A 21,583-nucleotide genomic window follows, 5' to 3' on the forward strand; every position below is an offset into this window, starting at 1 on the left:
GATGACACTCTCTATCGTACCAAGGGGGCTTTTTTTATGCATTTGTCATATTCCCCGGTTTATCCTCACATTCTTTCCTTACAGGAATGCTCCTTTTTCATCTTTGCTTCCTCCTCTCCACGTACTAAGTTACTTATATAATAGCATGATTCAGATAATAAATCAGATTATTCGCTCTATTCAGATATTAAGTTACTCCATCTTCTGAGAAACAAACCTGTATAAAGCTTCTTCGAGGAAGAACTTATCTTTCATCTGGAATCCCACCTCTTTCATTTCTTGTACTATCCCTTCCATGGTAAAACGAGGAGTTTTCTCGAAATTTCCTTTGACTGGAGTTCCAGACAAATCAGATAACCGTGCTCGTCTCCAGAAAAGATATTCGATCCTTTCTGAAGTTGCGCCGGGACGATGTGGCGAACGAAGTCGTCTACGAAGTGATAGGTGTCACGGAAGACGGATATCAAAAGATTTTCGGCTTCTATATCAGCGGTCAGGAAAGTTCACTCGGCCTGGGGGAAGCGAAGAAAGTCTTCTATCAATCCAACAGAAAGGCATAAGCTGTTGAAAAAGCAGATGTATAATATCAGACGAATGCAACACCAAATAGTCCTCACGCACACTCTATGGATTCAAAGAAGTAAGCCCTGAGCTACGCCCCATGTTCGAGGAACGCCACGGATCTCAATAGGTGAAAAGCTTACCCCATCCTCCGAAGATCACCCTGCACTGTTTTAAACAGATTTATTGATGGTAGCATGCATTCTGGTTGCAAAGCTTAACAAAATAATAAGACTGGCCCCCTTAAAAGAAAAGCCTCTCAAAAGTTTATAAACTCTTGAGAGACCTGTAGATTTAGGAAGCGATTTCAAAAACCATTCAAACTGTTCTTAAACCCTATGTTAAAAGGGCTCAGGCGTCAGCATATCATTAATAGCATAGTTATACTTTTTATGAACAAAAGGAGACGTCATGAGGGTAAGAAGGGCTCCATAGTTCAAGTTGAAGGTGACTTCATCGCCAACTTTCAAGTTACTATCTTTGGCATTCATCACTGTATGATCACTGCTTGACCCAAGGATTTCAATATCCAATAATGGAATCAACCCTGCAACCAATACGTCCTGATTCCCCACACCAACAATCACACGATTCATGAGTCCGCGATCTTGAAACTCCGGAACCTCTCCAAAAGCATTCTGCCCTCTTTCTCCATAAGGCATCGAAGGTTTCACTTTTGACTCGATAACCTCTGCAACTAAAGTGAATGCATCCGTGTACAACTCCGGTATCGCCTTTCGATTCAACGTTTCCCTGCCCAAATAAATCGATTCTCCCAAACGCAGATTATTTACCTTCCCCACATTTTCAGCACCCATAAACCACTCGTAATTGGCCGAATTCCCACCTGATACGATAGAAAGTGGTAAGGTGAATTTTGTTTCAATCATGGAAGCGAGCAAGGATAAATAATCCATCTTTTGATTATCTGGTTTAACCCCACCGAAACAGGCAAAATTAACTCCTATTCCCACGATTTCAATTCCTTTTAAAGTCAAAGTCTCTTTAATAAAACAATCAAGATCATCGGGCATGACTCCTTCTCTTAAATCACCCATCTCGACCATCACAATAATGTTCTGGACCATATTATTTGCCACTGCTGCCTCAGATAATTTTGTCACTACAGCAAGTTCAGTATTGATGCTTATGTCAGCATATTTAATGACCAAATCAATTTCGCTTAAAGCAGGGGATCTCAAATAGACAAAATTCGCCTTAATACCTGCTTCCCGCATTCTTTTCAGATTGGCCAGCTTTGAATCAGCCAGCATCGGTATCCCCTGTTCCAACAGAACTCGGGCAATTTCAGGCGCCCCGCAAACCGTTTTCGTCACTCCCATTAATCCGATATTTTTAGCACCATATATTCCGACTAACGTTGATGCATTGTGAGCGATTTTTGCCAGGTTTATTTCTATGCGCGGGGTGGCTGAACTTTTCAATGAGTTGTAACAGTCTGTTTTCTCTTTAGGGTTGGATACGCTTCAAAGATGCTTGCTATTAATTTATCACATCCATATTTAAGAGCATCCGTTGTCGGGAGTTTCAGTTTATCTTCATATTCTGCTATCGTACTTTCTAATTCTTTGACCGACATATTTTCATGGTTTATTGTGACAGCAATGACTTTTGATTTCGCAAAGCTTTCGATCAATTCAATCTCACTTTTGACGGTTGGCATTTTCATATAGCTGAAATCACAACGCTGTTCCCTCTTTGGAGCATGCTGAACAATAACAGCACCAGGTCTTGAACCTTTTACAATTCCACATGAACTGACATAGGCTGGATGACTTAATGCTCCTTGCCCTTCCACAATGATGATATCCGGCTTTTCATTTGTCCACGCTTTCATAATCTGGTTTTCAATTTCACCTGTAATAAATTGAGAAGGGATCGCATCAATGGCAACACCGTATTTCGCCCCCTGAATTAAACCAGTCTGACCGGTAGCAATAAAAGCGACCTTCAAGCCCTGCTTTATTAAAGCATCTTCAAGCAACACAGAAGTTGTTCGTTTTCCGATTGCGCTATCCGTGCCTAATACTGCTACGATTGGGGTATCAATAGTCAGGATTTTACCTGAAAAAAGATGCATGTCTTTCTTTTCCGGAGGCTTTCTGACATCGTTTATCGAGACATTGTATTTTTCTGAAACGCTAACGAATTCTTGATCGTTAGTAAAAAATTCATGGAGAGGATTAACGATATTCATCCCCCGTTCCATGGCATAAAAAAGAAGATTTCGTTCAGCTTTTTTCAAAAAGCCATCTGATGGTGCTATTCCATATATAAACTGTTCAGGAACTTTCTCCAACAACTCCAGGGCATGGGGCAGATCCTTGAATATCGGGATACCATTTGTTTGTCCAAATAGAAATTCACCGCTATCTTTTCCTGCCTTCGTACTATCAATAACCCCCACGATCTCGAAGTTTCTTGAGCTTCGTACCAGTCCATTGGCTGTCTTTCCATCCATTGTGCCAAAATTATCTTCACAATACACGATTGCACATTCCTTCATAAAGCTATTCCTCCCAAAAAATCTTTTTTTACTGCGTCCCTCCGCGTATGCGTCCCTCCGCGTAAAAGAGATTCTACATGTCGGTCAGAAAACTTTTCCATATAGAATAGAGCTAGTAGATGAGTTTTTTGAAAATTTAAACATTAGCACGCATATACAATTATACCACACAAACACGGTTTGATGTTAGTTTTTGGAAATTATTAATACGAATATACTTATAATTAAATATTTTTCATTTGGATTTCTCTGCTCAATAGGGAAGTCTTCAAGTGGATTATAAAGACAAATAAAAGCAGAAGTGAGAGGCACCCATTACCTCACTTCTGCTTTTGTTTGTTTCATCTTTTTTATAATCTGGTTAAGCACTTCCGAGAACACGAGCCCAAATGCAATAGCACCAGATATCATAAAAGCTTTCGCTGCAATAGAGATAGCAGCGCTGTAGTCATTTAGTACAAAGTTTCGCATGGCGTCATAAGCGAGACTTCCTGGTACAAGAGGAATAATCCCTGGCACGCTAAATATAATCATAGGCGTTCTGGATCTCCTTGCCAGCGTCTGGCTGATCAGGGCAATCACAAAGGAGGCGGTGAGTGTAGCCGGAACACTGTCGACTTCTTTCCATACTAAGAATGCGTAAATCATCCAACCAACCATACCGACGAGACCACATTTGATGATCGTATTTCTTGGCGCCTGATAGATTATTCCGAAGGCAGCTGATGCAAAAAAGCTTGCTATGGCATATTCAATCCACATAGTCATTCCTCACGATCTCTAAAATAGTGCAAACATAACAGCAATACCTGCCCCAATGGCAAAAGCCGTTAAAAAAGCCTCCGCCCCCTTGGTGAGTCCTGAGATAAGATGACCTGCCATCAAATCCCTTACAGCGTTGGTGATGAGCAGACCAGGAACCAACGGCATGATGGAACCGACAACGATCTTATCAACTTCCTTCCCAATACCTAATGAAAAAAGGGAGAAGGCTGTAAAACCGATCAACAACGAAGCAACGAATTCAGCAACAAATTTAATTTCAAATAATCGAATAAAGTTAATCAATGCAATAAACCCTAGTCCTCCTGCTACGCAAGCTGGCAGGAAATCGTACCAGCTCCCTTGAAACATGATAGTAAAGAAACCACTCGCTAACGTGGCAGCGATGATTTGCATGAGTATGGAATAGTCTGTAGGGCTGGTTTCAATTTTTCTGAGCTCTTTATACGCTTCGTGAATAGACATGTCTCCACTTGCAATCTTTCTCGAGACATCATTCGCAAGGTTCACTTTCTCGAGATTCGTCTCTCGTGCCGAAACTCTTACTAATTTTGCATGGGCACCAGGGCTGATCGTAAACATAATCCCGGTAGGTGTTACATAACTTTGGGACTCATCCCGTCCGAAAGATTGGGCAATCCGCGTCATCGTATCTTCCACACGATAGGTTTCCGCTCCATTTTGTTGCATCATCTTCCCCATCAATAAACATAACTCAATCAAGTCCTCTGTACGCTCCACTCAGTCACCTCAATTCGTATTACAGTAGGTTCAGTTACCTATTACCCTCATCAAGAAAAACAGTATCACGACTCCGCTTTCTTCTTATCATAATGTTTCTGAGCCTTCACCCGATTCCCGCAGACTTTCATCGAGCACCATTTACGCTTTCCTTTCTTATCCACGAATAACGCTAAACAGGTGGGATTGTCGCAATTCTTCACTTTAGAGAACGTGCTATTTTCATATGCCTGAAGCATCAAAAATGACAACAAGGAAAGGAAGCCATCTGTCCCTCCCCTATGAGGCACCGGAACAAGGGAGCCTGAGGATAGTTCAAACGAAAGAGGTGTTTCTTTCGTACTCCGCTCCAATTCGTCGATCGGGAGCTCGTTGGATGAATGTTGAAGATACGTCCTCCATCGATCCCGAAATGACTGTAATTCATGGATAGAGACAGGAGCCTCTTTCAGTTTTTCGATCTGGCGGTCCGTTAACAGCTGCTCATCCTTCATCAATGAAAACCACTCATCCACATCCTTCTTCTCTAGAATATCCGTGGTCTGGTCATATTCGTGTCTGATCGTGTTAAGAAAATTTATAAATAAGTGGTCTGATAGATGAGAGTATAACGATTCGATTCGCATAATTATCCTACCTTATATGTAAGCTGGTTGACACCTATTATATCACACCGCATTTTTATAACCATTAAATATTATTTTAGTAGTTAGAAAAAATATAAGAACAAATAGAATATGTCTATCCAGAATGCAACAGACAAAACGTTCGATAAGGACATCAGTAAAGGATTAGTGATCGCGGACCTTCGTGCCCCGTGGTACGGTTCTTGTAAATTGATCGCTCCTGTATTGGAATAAATATCCAAGAAACAGGAAGATAGAATGAAGATTGTAAAAGTCGATATAGATGAAAACAAAGAAACCGCTCAGAAGCAGGAAGTTCCGAAAGAATTCTCAGCAGAGATTAAGCAGTTCATTTAAAAGGAAAGCAAAAGGCGGTTCTGACGTTTGCGAGTGGATCAGCAAACGAAAGGACCGCCTTTTTTCATGGTACATATATGCCAGGGAAAGCTTGGAAACGATCATAATGATACGTCGCCTTCCCCTATTCACTTACTACCTATTAATAACTACAATAGAAGAACTCAATTATGAAATGTTTCATGACAACTAACCTGTCATTCCATTTACAAGCTATATCATGGTATAATAACAAACTTAGGATAAGTACTATTTTTCTCACTATAGAACAGATGGCAAGAAAAGCCTGCGCCTAGAGATCGAATCAGGAGGTGGAAGAGTATGAATAAACGATGGACGATCGGTGGAATTAATAACTTTGTTGAAAAGAATTCAGATAGTACGTTATTATCGACAGAATTCAACGGTTTCTCTCAGAAGTTACTTTTTAAATGTTCATGTGGCAATAATTTTGAAAAAACATTCAAAAAATTTAAAAATAACAACCAACGTAAATGCGAGGTATGCCAACCACCCAAAGCATCACGTTAATAGAGTTTAACCGAGTAGGAGGAGGTAGCTGACCTCTGCCCTCTCACACTACCGTACGTGCGGTTCCATATATGGCGATTCAATAGGTTAAGTTCGCTTTCTTGAAAAGCTGATTGAGATTCTTCAATCCAGCCTTTTCAAGACTGTCATTCCCTATCGCTCTATGAAAGATATGGCTACAGGCAACACGCCTGTAGCCATTCCTTGTATTTGCCCATTCTCAGGCTTTCTGCCTGGGAATGTTTACTTTCATAAATGTCGGCGCGAAGGTCGGATTTTTCCTGTTTTTATCGGTAGAAAAAATTTCATGTATCGTACATATATTTTATATCTATCTATATTTATAGCGAAACAAAAAGCAGATAATCGATTTTTCTCCACTTACGAAAAAACAGGAAATAATATTCGATTCGAGCAAAGAAGTCTACTTTTTCAGAAGTGGGTTTCTTTCTTAATAGATGTCTCAAAAAGTACACGTTTTAACACGTACAAAAACCCTGGCAACATCTATGCTTTTTCCTGTCAAAATATCTAAAAACGATGGGGGTAGATGCCATAATAAAATCGATACAAAAAGTTACATAACCAATTAAAAAAATATTTGATCAGTTGATTATTTCAGCTATTTGTATTACAATGTAATACAAAGGAGGGAGACGTTATGTCTACCATTTCGTTACGCATGAATGAAGAAGAAGAAAAATTAATTAAAGAATATGCCAAAGCAAATAATGTTAGTCTATCCGAATTATTTCGTTCGTCCGTTTTAGAGCAAATTGAAAATGATATTGACTTGAAACTTTATCATCAAGCCCTCCAAGAACATCACGAGGATCCGAACGATATTTCTTTCGATGAGATGATGAAGGAATTAGACGTAAACAAATGACCGAATACGAAGTACGATTTGAAAAAAGAGCACAAAAAACATTAAAGAAAATGGACAAGCATCAGGCTGGAATGCTTATGGCTTGGATTAATAAAAACTTAATGGGTACAACAAACCCTAGAGCGCATGGAAAAGGGTTAACGGCAAACAGAGCTGGAGAATGGCGATATCGAGTAGGCGATCACCGAATCATAGCCCACATTGATGATGAGAAGATTGTCATTTTAATTTTAGAAATTGGTCATCGCCGTGATATTTATAAATAAAACAGCGCAGGATACTTTCTTTTCAAAAACTGGTCAGGGACTGCCGATAAGCGCAATTTATGGTAACTATGTTTTGGTAAAGCCAGTATGTTAGATGAAATTATAGTCTGATATGTAAAAGAAATGCAGCCGTTCGAAACGATGAAATCGAGTACGGCTGCATTTATCTATTTAATGCTCCAACATCCATGATCGATGCACTCACATTTTTTCCGTAACTTCTTGTTCGGCGATATCGGGATGGTTCCAGTAAATTTCGAGAAGACGACGAGAAGAACCACTCGGCGTATTCGTCCCCTTTTCCCAGGCCTCCACCGTTTTAGTAGATACTCCTAAAACCTGGGCGAAGACTCGTTGGGTAAACTGTAGATGCTCACGCAATTGCTTAATCTCATCGGGTGTAAAACTTGCAATGCTTTAATCGCTACGTTTTTCCTTCGTCCTTTGTTTTGATCGCCTTCACCGAAAGCGACTGCTTCTTCCATACTTTTTTTCATATCGTCAAAAAGGGAAGTCCTCATATCCAACGCCTCCTTAATTGCTGACCATAAATCTGTTTCAACCCAGTTTCATATCTGTGCGCGTAACAATAGTTACCTCACGGTGCAACTCCTTACACAACTTGTCATAACCCACGTCTACCGGTTCATGGGTAAATTTCACTTCTTTTCCCCGGCAACGTCTGATTTATGTAATGAAAATCTATACATACACCACAAACAAAATGAAAAAGGGCGTTTCCAACAAAGTTAGGAACTTGTAAGGAAACGCCCTTGAAAAGATTAATTTAAGTTAATCCGTTACTTTTTTGTGACATTTTGTGTTTTATGGGGATGATGTTAAGCTCTAAACCTCTTGTTATCAAGGGTTTTTAGAGATTTATTACATCATGCCGCCCATACCGCCCATGCCACCCATATCAGGGGCACCGCCGCCGTCTTCGTCAGGAAGATCAGCGACTACAGCTTCTGTCGTAAGGAACATAGCCGCTACGGATCCAGCGTTTTGGAGCGCGGAACGCGTCACTTTGGTAGGGTCTACGATTCCCGCATCTACCATGTTGACCCATTCGCCGCTGGCTGCGTTGTAACCGATGCCTACGTCCTGGGCTTTCAGTTTCTCGACGATGATCGAGCCTTCAAGACCTGCGTTGTGAGCGATCTGGCGTACCGGCTCTTCAAGGGAACGAAGGACGATGCTTGCGCCTGTCGCTTCATCACCGGAAAGGTCAAGACCTTTTACAGCTGCGATGATATTAACGAACGCTGTTCCACCGCCGGCGACGATTCCTTCTTCCACTGCTGCGCGTGTGGAGTTCAGAGCGTCTTCGATACGGAGTTTACGCTCTTTCAATTCGGTTTCGGTAGCCGCTCCGACTTTGATGACAGCTACGCCGCCTGCAAGCTTAGCCAGACGTTCCTGAAGTTTCTCTTTATCGAAATCAGACGTAGATTCGTCCGCCTGCGCGCGGATTTGCGCTACGCGGGAAGCCATCTGTTCCGGATCGCCTTTTCCTTCCACGATCGTTGTGTTCTCTTTCGTGATGACCGCTTTGGAAGCACGTCCGAGCTGATCAAGACTCGTATTTTTCAGATCGAGACCGAGGTCTTCAGTGATGACCTGACCGCCTGTCATGATCGCGATATCTTCAAGCATCGCTTTACGGCGATCCCCGAAGCCTGGAGCTTTAACGCTCACTGCGTTGAACGTACCGCGAAGTTTGTTCACAACAAGTGTCGCTAGTGCTTCACCTTCCATGTCCTCGGAAATGATGAGGAGCGGTTTGGAGTACTGTACTACCTGTTCAAGTACCGGAAGCACTTCCTGGATGTTGTTGATTTTCTTGTCTGTAATCAGGATGTACGGATCTTCGAGTTCCGCTTCCATCTTATCCTGGTCGGATACCATATACGGAGAAGCGTACCCACGGTCGAACTGCATACCTTCGACTACTTCGAGTTCTGTGTTGAACCCTTTGGATTCTTCGATCGTGATGACACCGTCATTACCGACGCGTTCCATCGCTTCCGCAATCAACTGACCTACTTCACTGTCTGAAGAGGAAATGGATGCTACTTGCGCGATGGATTCACGCCCTTCGATAGGGTTGGAAATCTTACGGAGTTCTTCCGTCGCTACGGATACCGCTTTTTCGATACCACTGCGGATACCCACAGGGTTCGCTCCGGATGTTACGTTTTTCAGACCTTCACGGATCATGGATTGCGCGAGAACCGTCGCCGTTGTCGTACCGTCCCCGGCTACATCGTTCGTTTTGGATGCTACTTCAGACACGAGTTGAGCGCCCATGTTTTCATATTTATCTTCAAGTTCGATTTCTTTCGCGATTGTCACACCATCGTTGGTGATGAGTGGAGAACCATATTTTCTACCGAGGACTACGTTACGTCCTTTCGGTCCGAGTGTCACTTTCACTGCATCTGCTAGTGTATCCACACCGCGAAGCATCGCTCTGCGGCCGTCTTCACTGAATTTCAATTCTTTCGCCATTTATAATGCCCTCCTTGTTTCATTGTTACATTCGTACGTTTTTTATTGAACGACAGCAAGAACGTCGCTTTCACGTAAAATCAGATAGTCTTTGCCATCGTAACTTACTTCTGTACCGGCGAACTTGGAATAGATCACCTGGTCTCCTTCAGAAACTTCCGGTGTAACCTTTTCCCCGTGTTCTGTCACACGTCCTGTGCCGACAGCCACGATTTTCCCTTCCTGCGGCTTTTCTTTCGCCGAATCAGGCAGGACAATTCCGCTTTTGGTCGTTTCTTCCTGTTCTACTACTTCAATAACAATACGATCTCCAAGTGGTTTCAACAATTAGGACACCCTCCTCGAATTCATTACTTAGTAAGTATCTCTTCGATTGTTAGCACTCGATGGTCATGAGTGCTAACACCAATTATTATAATAATCAATCACCGCTCGTTTTTCAAGTATGAGCCCATGTTTTCCGGAAATTTTTTTCTCCCTAATCGTTCTGTTTCCTTCTCTGAAATCACCTATGATAAAATGAACAACATGACTAAAAGAAATTTTCAAAGGAGATTCCTATGCCCAGACGCTATTGGTATATCATCATCATCTATATAGCAACACAACTCAGCGGTATCCTCGGTGCCCCGCTCCTTCTCGCCCTGGGGCTCTCCCAATCCGATGCGATAGCCGTGTGGTCGATCATCAGCTTCACGATTGCGACCGTTTGGATGCTGATCCTGCTGAAACCGGAATTCGCGGAGAACTCGGCGCATGCCGGGACGGGGAAAATCATACTATGGACGATTCTCGGCTTCTTCCTGGCTTTATTCGCCCAGAATATTGCCGGACTCATCGAATCGAATCTATTCGGTGTCGCGCCGGAATCGGAAAATACGGAACTGCTGATGGACATCGCCAGACAGTCCCCGATCTTCATCCTTCTGCCGGTCGTGTTCGCACCGATTACAGAAGAGATCATTTTCAGGAAGATCATTTTCGGCTCCATCTATAAACGGACGAACTTCCTAGTCGCGCTTGTCATTTCGTCGCTTGCTTTCGCGGCGTTCCATTTCGACTTCACGCACCTGCTTATCTACTTTGCGGCCGGTGCCGTGTTCGCTTTCCTATATGTGAAAACGAAATCGATCATTACGCCGATCGCTACACACATGGTGCTTAACACGGTAGTCGTCGTCGCTCAGTATTTCATTACTGAAGAAGATCTCGAGAATTATCGCCAGCAGCTGGAAACGATTCTGATAGGAGGGATTTTCTGATATGAAGGCATCGCCTTTACTGATGGCTTACCTGTACATCTTCATAGGCGGCGGCTTTCTGTTCGTCGCCACCCAGTCCATTCAGGATACACTGTGGAATATTACGACGATTGTTCTAGCCCTCGTTGCCACGTTTAATATCGGAGTCGGCATCCGGCTAATAGGGCTGCATTTCTATATTAAAAATCAATCCGACAAAAAATGAGCAAACGAAAAGGGAAAACGCCCGTTTAGAAGTTCTAACATAAGCAGATGAGCCTGACTTTCGATGATGTATTCGAAAACAGGGGTCGCCGCTTCTGTTAAGGGCTTCTGGGCGTTGTTCACTGGAGCAAGTAAAAATTCGAAACAGAGCACCCGCTTCTGTTGAATAGAATATAAAAATGAGCTCAACCCTCCCGGGGTTCAGCTCATTTTTTTTAATCATCCTGGACACCTTTCATGAAGAAAGAAAAGGGGATAGCCAAAAACAGCACCGCCGCTGAGACGAGAAACGCTTCATTCAGCGTCTGCAGGGTCGCTTCCTGCATCGACATATTCACGGCTATTTGCGCCCGGCGCACTTCATAATAGATGGAGAAAAATACGATGCCGAGGGAGGAAGCGATCTGTCTGATGATATTATTCATCGCGGACCCTTGAGCCACGAGATCATCAGGGATTGCGTTCATCCCCGTTGTGGTGGATGGCATGTTACTCATCCCCATCCCCATACCGCGGATCGCGTTGAGGAGGAGGATCCACCAGAACGGACTGGACGTTTCAAGCATACCGAGCCCGACGGTCGAGATTCCCATAATGGTGAGTCCTGGCGGTATGACGTACCTCGGTCCTTTTTTATCCAGCATCCGCCCCCCTAGCGACATGAACACACCACTTGCCGCGGCGGACGGTAAGAAAAGCAGACCTGTCCACACTTCATTCAGGCCATACACGTTCTGGATGAGCAGTGGCAAGAGGAAAATCCCCGAAAACAGACCGATGGACGCGGAAGACGTGATAAGTATGGAAATGGCGTAGGTCGGAACTTTGAAGACCGACAAGTTGAGGAGCGGCTCTTCCTGTCTGATTTCATAACGGACGAATACGCCGATCAGAATCGCCCCGAGTGCAATCAGCCCTAGGTTCAGCGGAGCGAACAGGATCTCCGGGGTACGACCCCGTCCGAGAGCGAACAGAACCGCTCCGATGCCTGAAGTCACGAGTAAAAAACCGATCAGGTCGAACCGTTTTTCAGGATGGCTTTCCGTCCTTTCCAGGAATTTCGTCGACAACAATAATCCGGTCAGCCCGAACGGGATATTGACGGCGAACAGCCATGGCCATTCAAGGAACTGGATGAGAAACCCTCCGATGGTCGGACCGATCGCCGGGGCTACCATTGCGGCCACTCCGTAAACGCCTACCGCGAGACCGCGTTCATTTTTCGGGAATGAATTGAAAATGAGTGCCATCGCGATCGGCATCATCAATCCGCCCGCCATCCCCTGGATCGCCCGAGATACGATGACCATACTGAGGGATCCGCTGAAGAACCCGGAGGTCGAACCGACGAGGAAAAGCGTGAGTCCGACGAGGTATACTTTTTTCTTCCCGAAACGATCTCCGAAGTATCCGGTGAGAGGCATCGTCATCCCCATCGATACCATGAAAATCGTCAAAATCCAACCGGCCGCTACGGCGTTGGTATCAAAAATTTCTATAAATCTCGGCAGTACCGGATTCAACATGCTGTTATTCAAAATGACGGTGAACGTTCCGAATAAGACGGAAAGGACGACCAGCCATTTTTCAGGGATACGAGCCATAATTATCCTGACCTTTCGATTCTCGAATTATTTTCTACTATACCACGATTTTTATAGAAAAAAACTCCAGCAGGAAAACGAGCCGGAAAAATAATGATGAATCAAAAAAAGCCCGAGCAACCGCCAGGGGTGATTCGGACCTTCTCTTACTACATTTTGGATCTGTTATCGCTTGTTGTTGATATTCGTCTCATCAGGTGGAAGCTTGCCGCGGGTATGGCGGACACTTCCCGAACCTCCCTCTGGTCGTTCCGGGGATTTTCCTTCCATCCCAGTCCCGCAGGCGTCCCCACCTTCCGTTCCTATGATCAACAATAGGCTTCAACAGAGCTATCATTCTAAAGCGGGTAATGCTTCAGGAAATAGGCGAGCGACTGAAGCTCCACGGAAAGATCGATATGATGCACTCTGACCGTGGATGGAACCGTAATGCGGGCCGGTGTGAAGTTCAAAATGCCGGACACGCCTTTAGCTACCAGTCGATCCGTTATCCCCTGGGCTGCCTGGGAAGGTACCGTCAAAATGGCAACCGATACGTTCCCCATCTTCTCTTCCAGGTTATCGATATGTTCGATAGGGACCCCGCCGATTTCTCCTCCGACACGTTCTTTCTGCGCATCGAAAGCTACGACTATTTTCGTATTGTTATTTTTCATGAAGTTGTAGTTCAAAAAAGCGGTACCGAGGTTTCCGACACCGATGAGTGCGACTTCCGTCGTCTCATCCTGGTCCAACGTTTTCCGGAAAAAGCTCAGTAAGTATTCGACGTTATACCCGTAGCCTTTTTTCCCGAGAGCTCCAAAATAGGAAAAATCACGTCTGATCGTGGCGGAATCCACCTTCACCGCCTCGCTCAGTTCTTTTGAAGAGACTCGCTTCTTCCCTTGGAGATATAGGTTATTTATGAATCGATAGTATAAAGGTAGTCGCTTCGCCGTGGCCTGAGGAATTTTCGTTTCTTCATCCATCTCTCTTCCTCCTTCTTTCATCCTTACTCTATAGTTTAGCAAAAATCGTGAGTGATTTCACAAAGTCAGCCCGTTTTGTTGCTCCTTTGGCTTTCGATAAGATACACTTGATGAGTCGAGGTGAAAAAATTATGATACTAATGCAATTGAGTCAATTAACCAAGCGGTTCGGAGCTGAGTTAATTTTATCCGATATTCATTTAGAAGTACAAACAAACGACCGCATCGCCATTGTCGGAAGAAATGGTGCGGGCAAATCCACCCTTTTGAAAGTGATGGCCGGAGAAATGGGCTATGAGGAAGGGAACATTTTTCAGTCGAAAGAAACGACGGTAGGATATCTCGAGCAGCACAGTGGTCTTGAGTCAGATGGGACCATTTGGGAAGAGTTTTCCCGCGTCTTCGATAACCTAAAAAAAATGGAAAACAAATTGAGGGATATGGAAACCGAAATGGCGGATCCTGACCGCTTCCCCTCCCCAGAGGATTATCAAGCTTTCCTCGAAGATTATGACCGAAAACAGAATGAGTTCAAAACGAAAGGTGGCTATCAGTACGAAGCCGATATGAAAGCGGTGCTCCAGGGATTGAATTTCCCTGAATCCATGTGGAGCCAGCCGATCGCTACACTCAGCGGTGGCCAAAAGACGAGGCTCGCACTCGGGAAACACCTGCTTACAAAACCGGACGTACTCATCCTGGACGAACCGACCAACCACCTGGATATCGATACGCTCACGTGGCTCGAAGGATACCTTCAGGGATATCCCGGTGCCGTCGTCATCGTCTCTCACGACCGTTACTTCCTGGACCGGATCGTGAACACTGTATATGAAGTCGCTCTTCAACGTGTGAAGAAGTACACGGGGAATTACAGTGATTACCTGCAGAAGAAAGAAGCGGATTTCGAACAGGAAATGAAGCAGTATGAGAAACAACAGGGTGAAATCAAGAAAATGGAAGATTTCATCCAGAAAAATATCGTTCGTGCGACGACAAGTAAACGTGCTCAAAGCCGGAGAAAACAACTTGAAAAGATGGAAAAGGTGGAAAAGCCGAAAGACGATGCGAAATCGGCCAAATTCTCTTTCCAAATCAACCGCCGCAGCGGAAATGACGTTCTCAAAACGAACCAGCTCGGTTTCGGTTACCCGGACAGCGATTATCTGTTCAAAGACGTATCGCTCGATGTGTCCCGGGGGGATTCCATCGCTCTGATCGGACCGAACGGGGTCGGGAAATCCACCCTTCTCAAACTTCTGACAGAGCAATTTTCTCCGAGTCACGGAGATATAGTCCACGGGGCCAACGTCCAGATCGGTTACTACGATCAGGAACAGAGTGAACTGAACCGGAAGAAGACCGTTCTGCATGAACTGTGGGACGAATATCCGATGGAAGACGAAAAAGATATCCGGACTATTCTCGGCAATTTCCTTTTCACAGGAGAAGATGTGTTGAAACCAGTGTCCGCTTTAAGCGGTGGAGAAAAAGCGCGGTTGTCGCTGGCGAAACTGATGATGCAAAAAGCGAATCTGCTTATCCTCGATGAGCCGACCAACCACCTGGATCTCGACAGCAAGGAAGTGCTCGAGGCAGCACTCATCGACTATCCCGGTACGCTGATTTTCGTATCGCACGACCGTTATTTCATCAACAAAATAGCGACACAAATCGTCGAGATGCAACCCGAAGCGACGAGGACCTTCCTCGGTGATTATGATTACTATCATGATAAAAAACGGGAAGAAGCCGAACTCCGCGCTCTTGAAGAAGCAGAAAAGGACAGCACAGGTGAAATCGCACCTTCCGAAGGGAAACGGTCCTTCCAACAGGAGAAAGCCGCCAAGCGTGACGAACGGAAACGTCTGCGCCGCATTGAAGAAATCGAGGCCAAAATCGAAGAATGGGAAGAAAAAATCGAGACGAACGATGACCTGCTTTGTAAGCCCGAGGTGTATCAGGACTCCGAGAAATCGCTGGAACTGACAGAAGAAAATAAGAAAGCCACGAAAGAAATAGAAGCCCTTATGGAAGAATGGGAAGACCTTCAAACCGAATAATTCCTATGTAGCGTATGCACCCGAATGATTCCGAGGAATGATTCGGGTGTTTTTTTATCCTTGAGCTGTTCACGAGGGCTGTCGACTCTCTACATCATTATCCACAGGAAAAGTGTAATTAAATCAGTTTTCAACAGGTTTATCAACACTATCCACAGAAAAAACAAATGTTATCCACATTTTTTACCCACAAACACATCCTTGATATTTCAGTTATTCTCTTCCACTTATCCACTGCTTCTGTATAACCCTGTGTATAAGTGACGAACACATCTGCACAAAAAAGAGGCACCCCGTCACAGGCTGCCTCTTTTACCGTATTCTTCGAGATCGAGACCGGGATGGGCGTTCAGATCCCAGGCTGCCCGGTGGCCCTGTTTATAAGCCACCGCTCCTGCAGTAGCAATCATCGCCGCGTTATCCGTACACAAGTTCAATGGTGGAATCAACAAGTCGATGTCCGTGTCTTTAAAAGTCTCCGTCAATGCCTGACGCAGCCCCTTGTTTGCGGCAACTCCACCAGCCACGACCACCTGGTTCACTTCATAGGCTGTCGCTGCTTTTTTCGTTTTTGTGGATAACACGTCCACTACACTCTCCTGAAAACTCGCAGCTACATCTTCAGGCTTGAATTCTTCCCCTTTTTGACTGGCATTGTGCAACTTGTTGATAACTGCCGATTTCAGACCACTGAAACTGAAATCATACGAATCTTCCTCGAGCCAGGCTCTCGGAAAGTCGATGACGGCTTCTCCCTGAGCGGCCAGTCTATCAATTTCCGGACCGCCCGGATAAGGGAGCCTGAGCAATCGGGCCACTTTATCATACGCCTCTCCCGCTGCGTCATCTCTCGTCTCTCCAATCACTTCGAAATCATTGTGACCTTTCATAAGCACAAGTTCGGTGTGACCGCCTGATACGACAAGCGCGAGCAGAGGAAACTCAAACTCTTTCTCCAGTCTGCTCGCATAGATATGGCCGGCTATGTGATGCACACCTACCAGAGGTTTATGTTTAGCGAAGGCAAGTCCCTTCGCAGCATTCACTCCTACGAGAAGTGCTCCTACCAGACCGGGGCCCTCTGTCACACCTATGGCGTCCATATCATCCAGCGTAAGCCCCGCTTCTGTCAGCGCCTCTTCAAGCGTTACGGTGATCTGTTCGATATGGTGTCTTGATGCAATTTCAGGGACGACCCCTCCGAAACGCTTGTGACTCTCAATTTGTGAGGCCACGACGTTCGCCACCAGTTCTCTTTCATTCTTGATAATGGCTACTGCTGTTTCATCACAACTCGTCTCGATTGCTAATAGATATTGATCGTTATTCATAAATTCACCCACATGACTAAAGCATCCTCTCCGTTATCGGGGTAATAGCTGTTTTTTATCAAGCCAGGCTTGAATCCGAAACTCCGGTACATGTGTTGAGCAGTCGTATTCGTCACCCGCACCTCAAGTGTCATTTGAAGCACACCGCGCTGTTTAGCTTCTTTCATCACTTCCTGAAGCAGAGTCTTTCCGTATTTTCGCCCACGAAAGACAGGATGAATCGCTAAATTGGTGATATGCGCTTCCTCAAATACAAACCAGACCCCACAGTATCCGATGACGCTATCATTTTCTTCAATAAGAAAGTACGTAGCGTAAGGATTATATTCTATTTCCTCAAGAAATGTCTCTTTCGGCCAGGGAACAGTAAAAGAAGCCCGTTCCACCCACATCACCGGCTCTATATCTTCCGTCGTCATTTGTCGCACGTTGATCACTTCTACTTCTCCTGCTTTTTCAGCCATTTCTGCTCAGCTTCCGGAAGTCGTAAATAGTTGGGCATCAGTGCATGGGTCGAAGAAGCCGGTGTTTTCATAGCGGATAACGCCAGGTAGGACGGCCGCGCATATTGATGAGCGGCACTCGGAAAAACGGCGTATTCCCCCATTATTCCCTCGATCGTTTCACGGAAGGAAGCAAGATCCTGGCTGACGAAAAGGATCGGCTGTTGCATTTCTTTCACCTGTTCGAGCCACTCCTCCATATCGATATTCCGCTCCTCTATTACAACGTTCATGTCTCCGTCATAAAGCCCGGTATAGACACGCCCGCGTCTGGCATCAAAGAATGGACAGATCAGCCCATCAAAAAACGTTCCTTGTCTGGCGAGAACCTCCAGACTGGAAATGCCGACCACCGGAATATCCAGAGCGAACGCCATGGATTTCGCTGTAGCCATACCGATCCTCACTCCTGTAAAAGAACCGGGGCCGTGAGCTACCGCAATCTGATCAAGTTCCTCCGGAGAAGTTTCCGTTTCTCTCATCATCTGATCGATAGCGGGCATGAGCCGGACGGAATGGTTCTTTTTCACATTCGTCACCCACTCCCCCACCACTTCATGATTTTTGATGACCGCTACTCCTAGAATATAGTTCGACGTATCAATCGCTAATATATTCATTCATTATCTCCTCACAAATCGTTTCAAAATGGGTCGAACGAGGGGAAAAGGAAAAATTGCGTTCTTCTTCCGCCTCATAAGATATCGCTATGTCCAGACGTGCCTCAGGTAAGTGCTCTTCTATATATGAGGCCCACTCCACTACAGTGATTCCGGAGCCATAAAAGTATTCCTCGAAACCGAGGTCTTCTTCCGTACCCTCCAGGCGATAAGCATCCATATGATAAAAAGGCAACTCCCCTTCATATTCTTTAATGATAGTGAACGTCGGACTATTGATGGTTCGAGTGACACCAAGGGCTTTGCCTAGGGCTTTTGTGAAAGTCGTTTTCCCGGCTCCAAGGTCTCCTTCTAGTGTGAGGACGTCTCCCGGTTCTAATTTTCCGGCCAGCAGAGACGCCAGCCTTGCCGTGGCTGCCGGACTGTTCGATTTTATCTGCATCATTGTGACCTTCTTTCCTGTAAATGAGTGTACCCTGTCGGCAGCAGGGTTTCTGCCTTTTCTCCGCTATGGATTAAAACTCGAGGGGCATCAGAAGAAGTGATGGTTCCGATGAACGTCACTCTCATCTTCATATGTTCAGCTGTGCGCAGCAATTCTTCCTTTTCTTGTTCGGATACAGTACCGAGCAATTCGAAGTCTTCTCCGCCGCTTAATGCCCACTCCACAGCTTTTTCGGGGTAGACGCTTCTCAAACTTTCACTAATAGGCAATAGTTCTCTATCAACATGGACAGTGACGCCGGAAGCAGATGCAATCTCATTTGCTTCACTGGCAATTCCATCACTCACGTCATTAAGACACAACCGGTTCAAACCTTGAAGCCTCGAAGCAAATACGGCTCTCGGTTCAGGGTAACGATGACGCTGAACCAGGTACTCGGAAAATGGTGGAGAGGAATGAAGCAATTCCTCCAATCCCCCACGCGAGTCCCCGAGCGTACCCGTCACGAATAGAAGATCTCCAGGGCGCGCTGCAGACCGGTAGCGGGCTTTCCCTTTCTGAAGATACCCATGGGCTGTAATAGCCACGACCAGTTGCTTGCCGCTCACTGTATCCCCACCGATCAGATCCATCCCAAAGACGCGACCGAGTTCATCCATACCGTCGTATAGTTCCACAATCTCTTCTTCTGTCCAGTCCGGGGGCACGACGAGAGAAACACTATAAAACGCAGGTTCACTCCCCATCGCTGCCAAATCTGACACATTAGCAGCGAGCGCCCGGTAGCCCACGGCATGAGGGGCCATCGTACTTTTGGAAAAATGGACATCTTCCACCATCGTATCTGTCGTAAAAACGATATCCTCCGAAGATCGGAACACAAATGCATCGTCTCCGATTCCTTTCACCACCGACGATTGTCGGTAATAGGAAGGAGAAAGACGTCGGATCAGTTCAAATTCTTCCATATAACAATCACCTGTCCCTGTTATTTCATTGTCCTATTATAACAGGCAAAATAAAAAAAGAGAAAAATATGGGTGGTGGAACTCCTCCGTATTTTCCTCTTTTTCTGCTCCTGCAAAAATCTTCTTTTGATACTTGATCCGTATTTTGATCCTATTATAGTGGCATCAAGAGTTCAGGCTACACAAACTTTATTCCTTCCCGTCCTTTTAGCTTCGTAAAGCGCCTGATCAGCATCCTCTAACAACATTTGCGGAGGAGTAGTCGTTTCATTGTAACAGGCTACTCCAATCGAAACAGTCACATCGATAGTTTCTCCTGTGGTAAGTAAAAAAGAGTGGTTTTCAATATTTTCACGAATTTTTTCACCGATTTGTTTACTGCGTTCCATAGGACAGTCCAAGAGAAGGACCGTAAATTCTTCTCCACCGTTTCTGCTGACTATATCAAACGAGCGAACTGAATTTACGAGCAAATCACCCAGTTCCATTAATACTTGGTCTCCTTCTTTATGACCGTATGTATCATTAACTTTCTTGAAGTGATCGATATCAATGAAAAGAAGTGACAATAATTCGTTATTCTGACTAGCTTGAATACTGATGTCGTTGAAAGACTCATCAAAATTTCTTACATTTCTCAAACCGGTTAAAACATCTGTTGAAGCTTCCGATTTAAATTGCTTTAACATTCTTTGATTTTCTCGCACGTATTCAATGACATAGAAAGAACTGAAGCCTGCCAAGTATGAAATTATCCAAAAGTAAGAAAGTAGTGGTAAAAGAACACTAGGGTCACGTAATAAATAACATATGACAATAGTAAATATAACATTGGAAGAAGTCAGAGAGATAAATGCTTTGACGGTTCTTTTCGCATTGATTTTACTTGTCCATAAAGTGGTTAGAGCAACAAGTACAATGAAGATAACCGCCAACAAAGAAGAAGCATTGAAGCCGATGAGAAAACGTCCAGTTATGATGAAGATCATTGAAATCAAACCTGGAACACTTCCACCATAGTAAGTTACAAGTATTAAAGGTATATGCCTTAAGTCGATAATCGTTTGATCTAAATGCATACTATACTGCATTAGAATATTACTTAGAAGTCCTGCCAGCACACCAGCCATAGCTTTCACTTTTAGTGAGGAAGAAGGCCTTAAAACAGAGTTGTTGGTTAATTGGGAATAAATGAATAAAGACGTAATCAAAATAGCCAGATTTGATATTAGCTCTTTTAAAATCATACCTTCACCTCTTATTTCAATAATTACTGAAAAACACCCTACTCATTATATCACGTTCATTATAATATAGTTGAAATCATCAATAAAAAAAGCCTAAGGGGATGCCCCAGGCTTTGTATGTAATCACTTATAAATAATAGAAATGGCGGTCCGGACGGGACTCGAACCCGCGACCTCCTGCGTGACAGGCAGGCATTCTAACCAACTGAACTACCGGACCAAAATGGTTGCGGGAGCAGGATTTGAACCTGCGACCTCCGGGTTATGAGCCCGACGAGCTACCAGACTGCTCCATCCCGCGCTGATATAAAATTCAATGTGGCAGCGCCCTACTCTCGCGGGGGGTAACCCCGACTACCATCGGCGCGGAAGAGCTTAACTGCTGTGTTCGGCATGGGAACAGGTGTGACCTCTTCGCTATCGCCACCACATCGAATGAAGGGTGACCCTTCAAAACTGGATAAGAAACAGTCGACCAACTGTATAGAGAAGATCTCGATGGATTAGTATCCGTCTGCTGCACGTGTCGCCACGCTTCCACACCGGACCTATCAACCTCTTCGTCTCAGAGGCATC

24 protein-coding genes, 2 tRNA genes, 2 rRNA genes and 1 pseudogene are annotated in these 21,583 nt (G+C 44.8%); 9 read left to right on the forward strand and 20 right to left on the reverse strand.

Going from position 1 to position 21,583, the window contains the following annotated elements:
• Nucleotides 1-386: 386 nt before the first annotated feature.
• A pseudogene (locus BW944_RS14210) lies at nt 387-512 on the forward strand (IS256 family transposase); the annotation flags it as partial.
• A gap of 390 nt (nt 513-902) precedes the next feature.
• On the opposite strand, the gene BW944_RS14215 reads toward BW944_RS14210, so the two are convergent.
• The 5 genes from BW944_RS14215 to BW944_RS14235 form a co-directional block, all read right to left on the reverse strand.
• Nucleotides 903-2,006: an alanine/ornithine racemase family PLP-dependent enzyme gene (locus tag BW944_RS14215; RefSeq protein ID WP_076560828.1), complete on the reverse strand. Its 1,104-nt coding sequence runs from the start codon at nt 2,004-2,006 to the stop codon at nt 903-905.
• On the reverse strand, nt 2,003-3,088 hold the full coding sequence (locus tag BW944_RS14220) for an N-acetyltransferase DgcN family protein (RefSeq protein ID WP_076560830.1): 1,086 nt from the start codon (nt 3,086-3,088) through the stop codon (nt 2,003-2,005). The genes BW944_RS14215 and BW944_RS14220 overlap by 4 nt, the downstream gene beginning before the upstream one ends.
• Nucleotides 3,089-3,403: 315 nt before the next feature.
• Nucleotides 3,404-3,850 carry a threonine/serine exporter family protein gene (locus BW944_RS14225; protein WP_076560831.1) on the reverse strand — a complete coding sequence of 149 codons (447 nt, stop codon included), beginning with the start codon at nt 3,848-3,850 and terminating at the stop codon, nt 3,404-3,406.
• Between the two features lie 18 nt (nt 3,851-3,868).
• The gene (locus BW944_RS14230) at nt 3,869-4,612 is read right to left on the reverse strand and encodes a threonine/serine exporter family protein (RefSeq protein ID WP_200806529.1); all 744 of its coding nucleotides are present in this window, start codon (nt 4,610-4,612) and stop codon (nt 3,869-3,871) included.
• 65 nt (nt 4,613-4,677) lie between these two features.
• Entirely contained in the window at nt 4,678-5,238 is a 561-nt protein-coding gene (locus BW944_RS14235) for a CGNR zinc finger domain-containing protein (protein WP_084193780.1), read from the reverse strand.
• A 111-nt stretch (nt 5,239-5,349) separates the two neighbouring features.
• Here BW944_RS14235 and BW944_RS14240 point away from each other — a divergent pair, with 111 nt between their 5' ends.
• From BW944_RS14240 to BW944_RS14255, 4 genes are all read left to right on the forward strand, one after another.
• A complete protein-coding gene (locus BW944_RS14240; protein WP_076560834.1) occupies nt 5,350-5,472 on the forward strand; it encodes a thioredoxin domain-containing protein in 123 nt (40 codons plus the stop codon).
• A gap of 444 nt (nt 5,473-5,916) precedes the next feature.
• Nucleotides 5,917-6,126 (forward strand): hypothetical protein, encoded by a 210-nt coding sequence (locus BW944_RS14245; RefSeq protein ID WP_076560836.1) that lies wholly within the window; start codon nt 5,917-5,919, stop codon nt 6,124-6,126.
• 661 nt (nt 6,127-6,787) lie between these two features.
• Nucleotides 6,788-7,015, forward strand: coding sequence for a type II toxin-antitoxin system RelB family antitoxin (relB, locus tag BW944_RS14250; protein ID WP_076560837.1), 228 nt, complete (start codon nt 6,788-6,790; stop codon nt 7,013-7,015).
• A complete protein-coding gene (locus BW944_RS14255) occupies nt 7,012-7,281 on the forward strand; it encodes a type II toxin-antitoxin system RelE family toxin (RefSeq protein ID WP_076560839.1) in 270 nt (89 codons plus the stop codon). Before relB ends, BW944_RS14255 begins: the two co-directional genes overlap by 4 nt.
• A gap of 201 nt (nt 7,282-7,482) precedes the next feature.
• Here BW944_RS14255 and BW944_RS14260 read toward each other — a convergent pair whose 3' ends face one another.
• The 3 genes from BW944_RS14260 to groES all read right to left on the reverse strand — a co-directional run bounded on the left by BW944_RS14260 (nt 7,483) and on the right by groES (nt 10,119).
• Nucleotides 7,483-7,695, reverse strand: coding sequence for a helix-turn-helix domain-containing protein (locus BW944_RS14260; RefSeq protein ID WP_084193781.1), 213 nt, complete (start codon nt 7,693-7,695; stop codon nt 7,483-7,485).
• Between the two features lie 468 nt (nt 7,696-8,163).
• Nucleotides 8,164-9,792, reverse strand: coding sequence for a chaperonin GroEL (gene groL / locus BW944_RS14265; protein ID WP_076560840.1), 1,629 nt, complete (start codon nt 9,790-9,792; stop codon nt 8,164-8,166).
• Nucleotides 9,793-9,834: 42 nt separating this feature from the next.
• A complete protein-coding gene (groES, locus tag BW944_RS14270) occupies nt 9,835-10,119 on the reverse strand; it encodes a co-chaperone GroES (RefSeq protein WP_076560842.1) in 285 nt (94 codons plus the stop codon).
• Between the two features lie 233 nt (nt 10,120-10,352).
• On the opposite strand from groES, the gene BW944_RS14275 reads away from it, so the two are divergent.
• Together BW944_RS14275 and BW944_RS14280 are read left to right on the forward strand one after the other, a co-directional pair.
• The gene (locus BW944_RS14275) at nt 10,353-11,054 is read left to right on the forward strand and encodes a CPBP family intramembrane glutamic endopeptidase (protein WP_076560844.1); all 702 of its coding nucleotides are present in this window, start codon (nt 10,353-10,355) and stop codon (nt 11,052-11,054) included.
• Between the two features lies 1 nt (nt 11,055).
• Complete coding sequence (locus tag BW944_RS14280) at nt 11,056-11,259, forward strand: YdiK family protein (RefSeq protein ID WP_076560846.1); 204 nt, start codon at nt 11,056-11,058, stop codon at nt 11,257-11,259.
• Nucleotides 11,260-11,473: 214 nt separating this feature from the next.
• Here the strand turns inward: BW944_RS14280 and BW944_RS14285 are convergent, their stop codons facing one another.
• Nucleotides 11,474-12,862 carry an MDR family MFS transporter gene (locus tag BW944_RS14285; protein WP_076560847.1) on the reverse strand — a complete coding sequence of 463 codons (1,389 nt, stop codon included), beginning with the start codon at nt 12,860-12,862 and terminating at the stop codon, nt 11,474-11,476.
• A 93-nt stretch (nt 12,863-12,955) separates the two neighbouring features.
• Between BW944_RS14285 and BW944_RS14935 the strand changes: the two genes are divergently transcribed.
• Nucleotides 12,956-13,180 (forward strand): hypothetical protein, encoded by a 225-nt coding sequence (locus BW944_RS14935; RefSeq protein WP_143525731.1) that lies wholly within the window; start codon nt 12,956-12,958, stop codon nt 13,178-13,180.
• Between the two features lie 20 nt (nt 13,181-13,200).
• On the opposite strand, the gene BW944_RS14290 is transcribed toward BW944_RS14935, so the two are convergent.
• Nucleotides 13,201-13,830 (reverse strand): redox-sensing transcriptional repressor Rex, encoded by a 630-nt coding sequence (locus BW944_RS14290; protein WP_076560849.1) that lies wholly within the window; start codon nt 13,828-13,830, stop codon nt 13,201-13,203.
• A 131-nt stretch (nt 13,831-13,961) separates the two neighbouring features.
• Between BW944_RS14290 and abc-f the strand changes: the two genes are divergently transcribed.
• The gene (gene abc-f / locus BW944_RS14295) at nt 13,962-15,893 is read left to right on the forward strand and encodes a ribosomal protection-like ABC-F family protein (RefSeq protein ID WP_076560851.1); all 1,932 of its coding nucleotides are present in this window, start codon (nt 13,962-13,964) and stop codon (nt 15,891-15,893) included.
• Between the two features lie 296 nt (nt 15,894-16,189).
• On the opposite strand, the gene tsaD is transcribed toward abc-f, so the two are convergent.
• From tsaD to BW944_RS14345, 10 genes are all read right to left on the reverse strand, one after another.
• On the reverse strand, nt 16,190-17,224 hold the full coding sequence (gene tsaD / locus BW944_RS14300; protein ID WP_076560862.1) for a tRNA (adenosine(37)-N6)-threonylcarbamoyltransferase complex transferase subunit TsaD: 1,035 nt from the start codon (nt 17,222-17,224) through the stop codon (nt 16,190-16,192).
• Nucleotides 17,221-17,688, reverse strand: a complete 468-nt coding sequence (gene rimI, locus BW944_RS14305; RefSeq protein ID WP_076560853.1) for a ribosomal protein S18-alanine N-acetyltransferase — start codon at nt 17,686-17,688, stop codon at nt 17,221-17,223. Before rimI ends, tsaD begins: the two co-directional genes overlap by 4 nt.
• Nucleotides 17,664-18,347 (reverse strand): tRNA (adenosine(37)-N6)-threonylcarbamoyltransferase complex dimerization subunit type 1 TsaB, encoded by a 684-nt coding sequence (tsaB, locus tag BW944_RS14310; RefSeq protein ID WP_076560854.1) that lies wholly within the window; start codon nt 18,345-18,347, stop codon nt 17,664-17,666. Before tsaB ends, rimI begins: the two co-directional genes overlap by 25 nt.
• On the reverse strand, nt 18,328-18,789 hold the full coding sequence (tsaE, locus tag BW944_RS14315) for a tRNA (adenosine(37)-N6)-threonylcarbamoyltransferase complex ATPase subunit type 1 TsaE (RefSeq protein WP_076560856.1): 462 nt from the start codon (nt 18,787-18,789) through the stop codon (nt 18,328-18,330). Before tsaE ends, tsaB begins: the two co-directional genes overlap by 20 nt.
• Nucleotides 18,789-19,760 (reverse strand): thiamine-phosphate kinase, encoded by a 972-nt coding sequence (gene thiL / locus BW944_RS14320; protein ID WP_076560858.1) that lies wholly within the window; start codon nt 19,758-19,760, stop codon nt 18,789-18,791. Before thiL ends, tsaE begins: the two co-directional genes overlap by 1 nt.
• A gap of 173 nt (nt 19,761-19,933) precedes the next feature.
• On the reverse strand, nt 19,934-21,007 hold the full coding sequence (locus tag BW944_RS14325; RefSeq protein ID WP_200806530.1) for a GGDEF domain-containing protein: 1,074 nt from the start codon (nt 21,005-21,007) through the stop codon (nt 19,934-19,936).
• Between the two features lie 143 nt (nt 21,008-21,150).
• Nucleotides 21,151-21,227: transfer RNA gene (locus BW944_RS14330), tRNA-Asp, on the reverse strand.
• 4 nt (nt 21,228-21,231) lie between these two features.
• A tRNA-Met gene (locus BW944_RS14335) sits at nt 21,232-21,308 on the reverse strand.
• A 15-nt stretch (nt 21,309-21,323) separates the two neighbouring features.
• Nucleotides 21,324-21,438, reverse strand: a 5S ribosomal RNA gene (gene rrf, locus BW944_RS14340).
• Between the two features lie 52 nt (nt 21,439-21,490).
• Nucleotides 21,491-21,583, reverse strand: a 23S ribosomal RNA gene (locus BW944_RS14345); the annotation flags it as partial.

It is taken from the genome of Salimicrobium flavidum (assembly GCF_900156645.1).
Taxonomy (GTDB): domain Bacteria; phylum Bacillota; class Bacilli; order Bacillales; family Halobacillaceae; genus Salimicrobium; species Salimicrobium flavidum.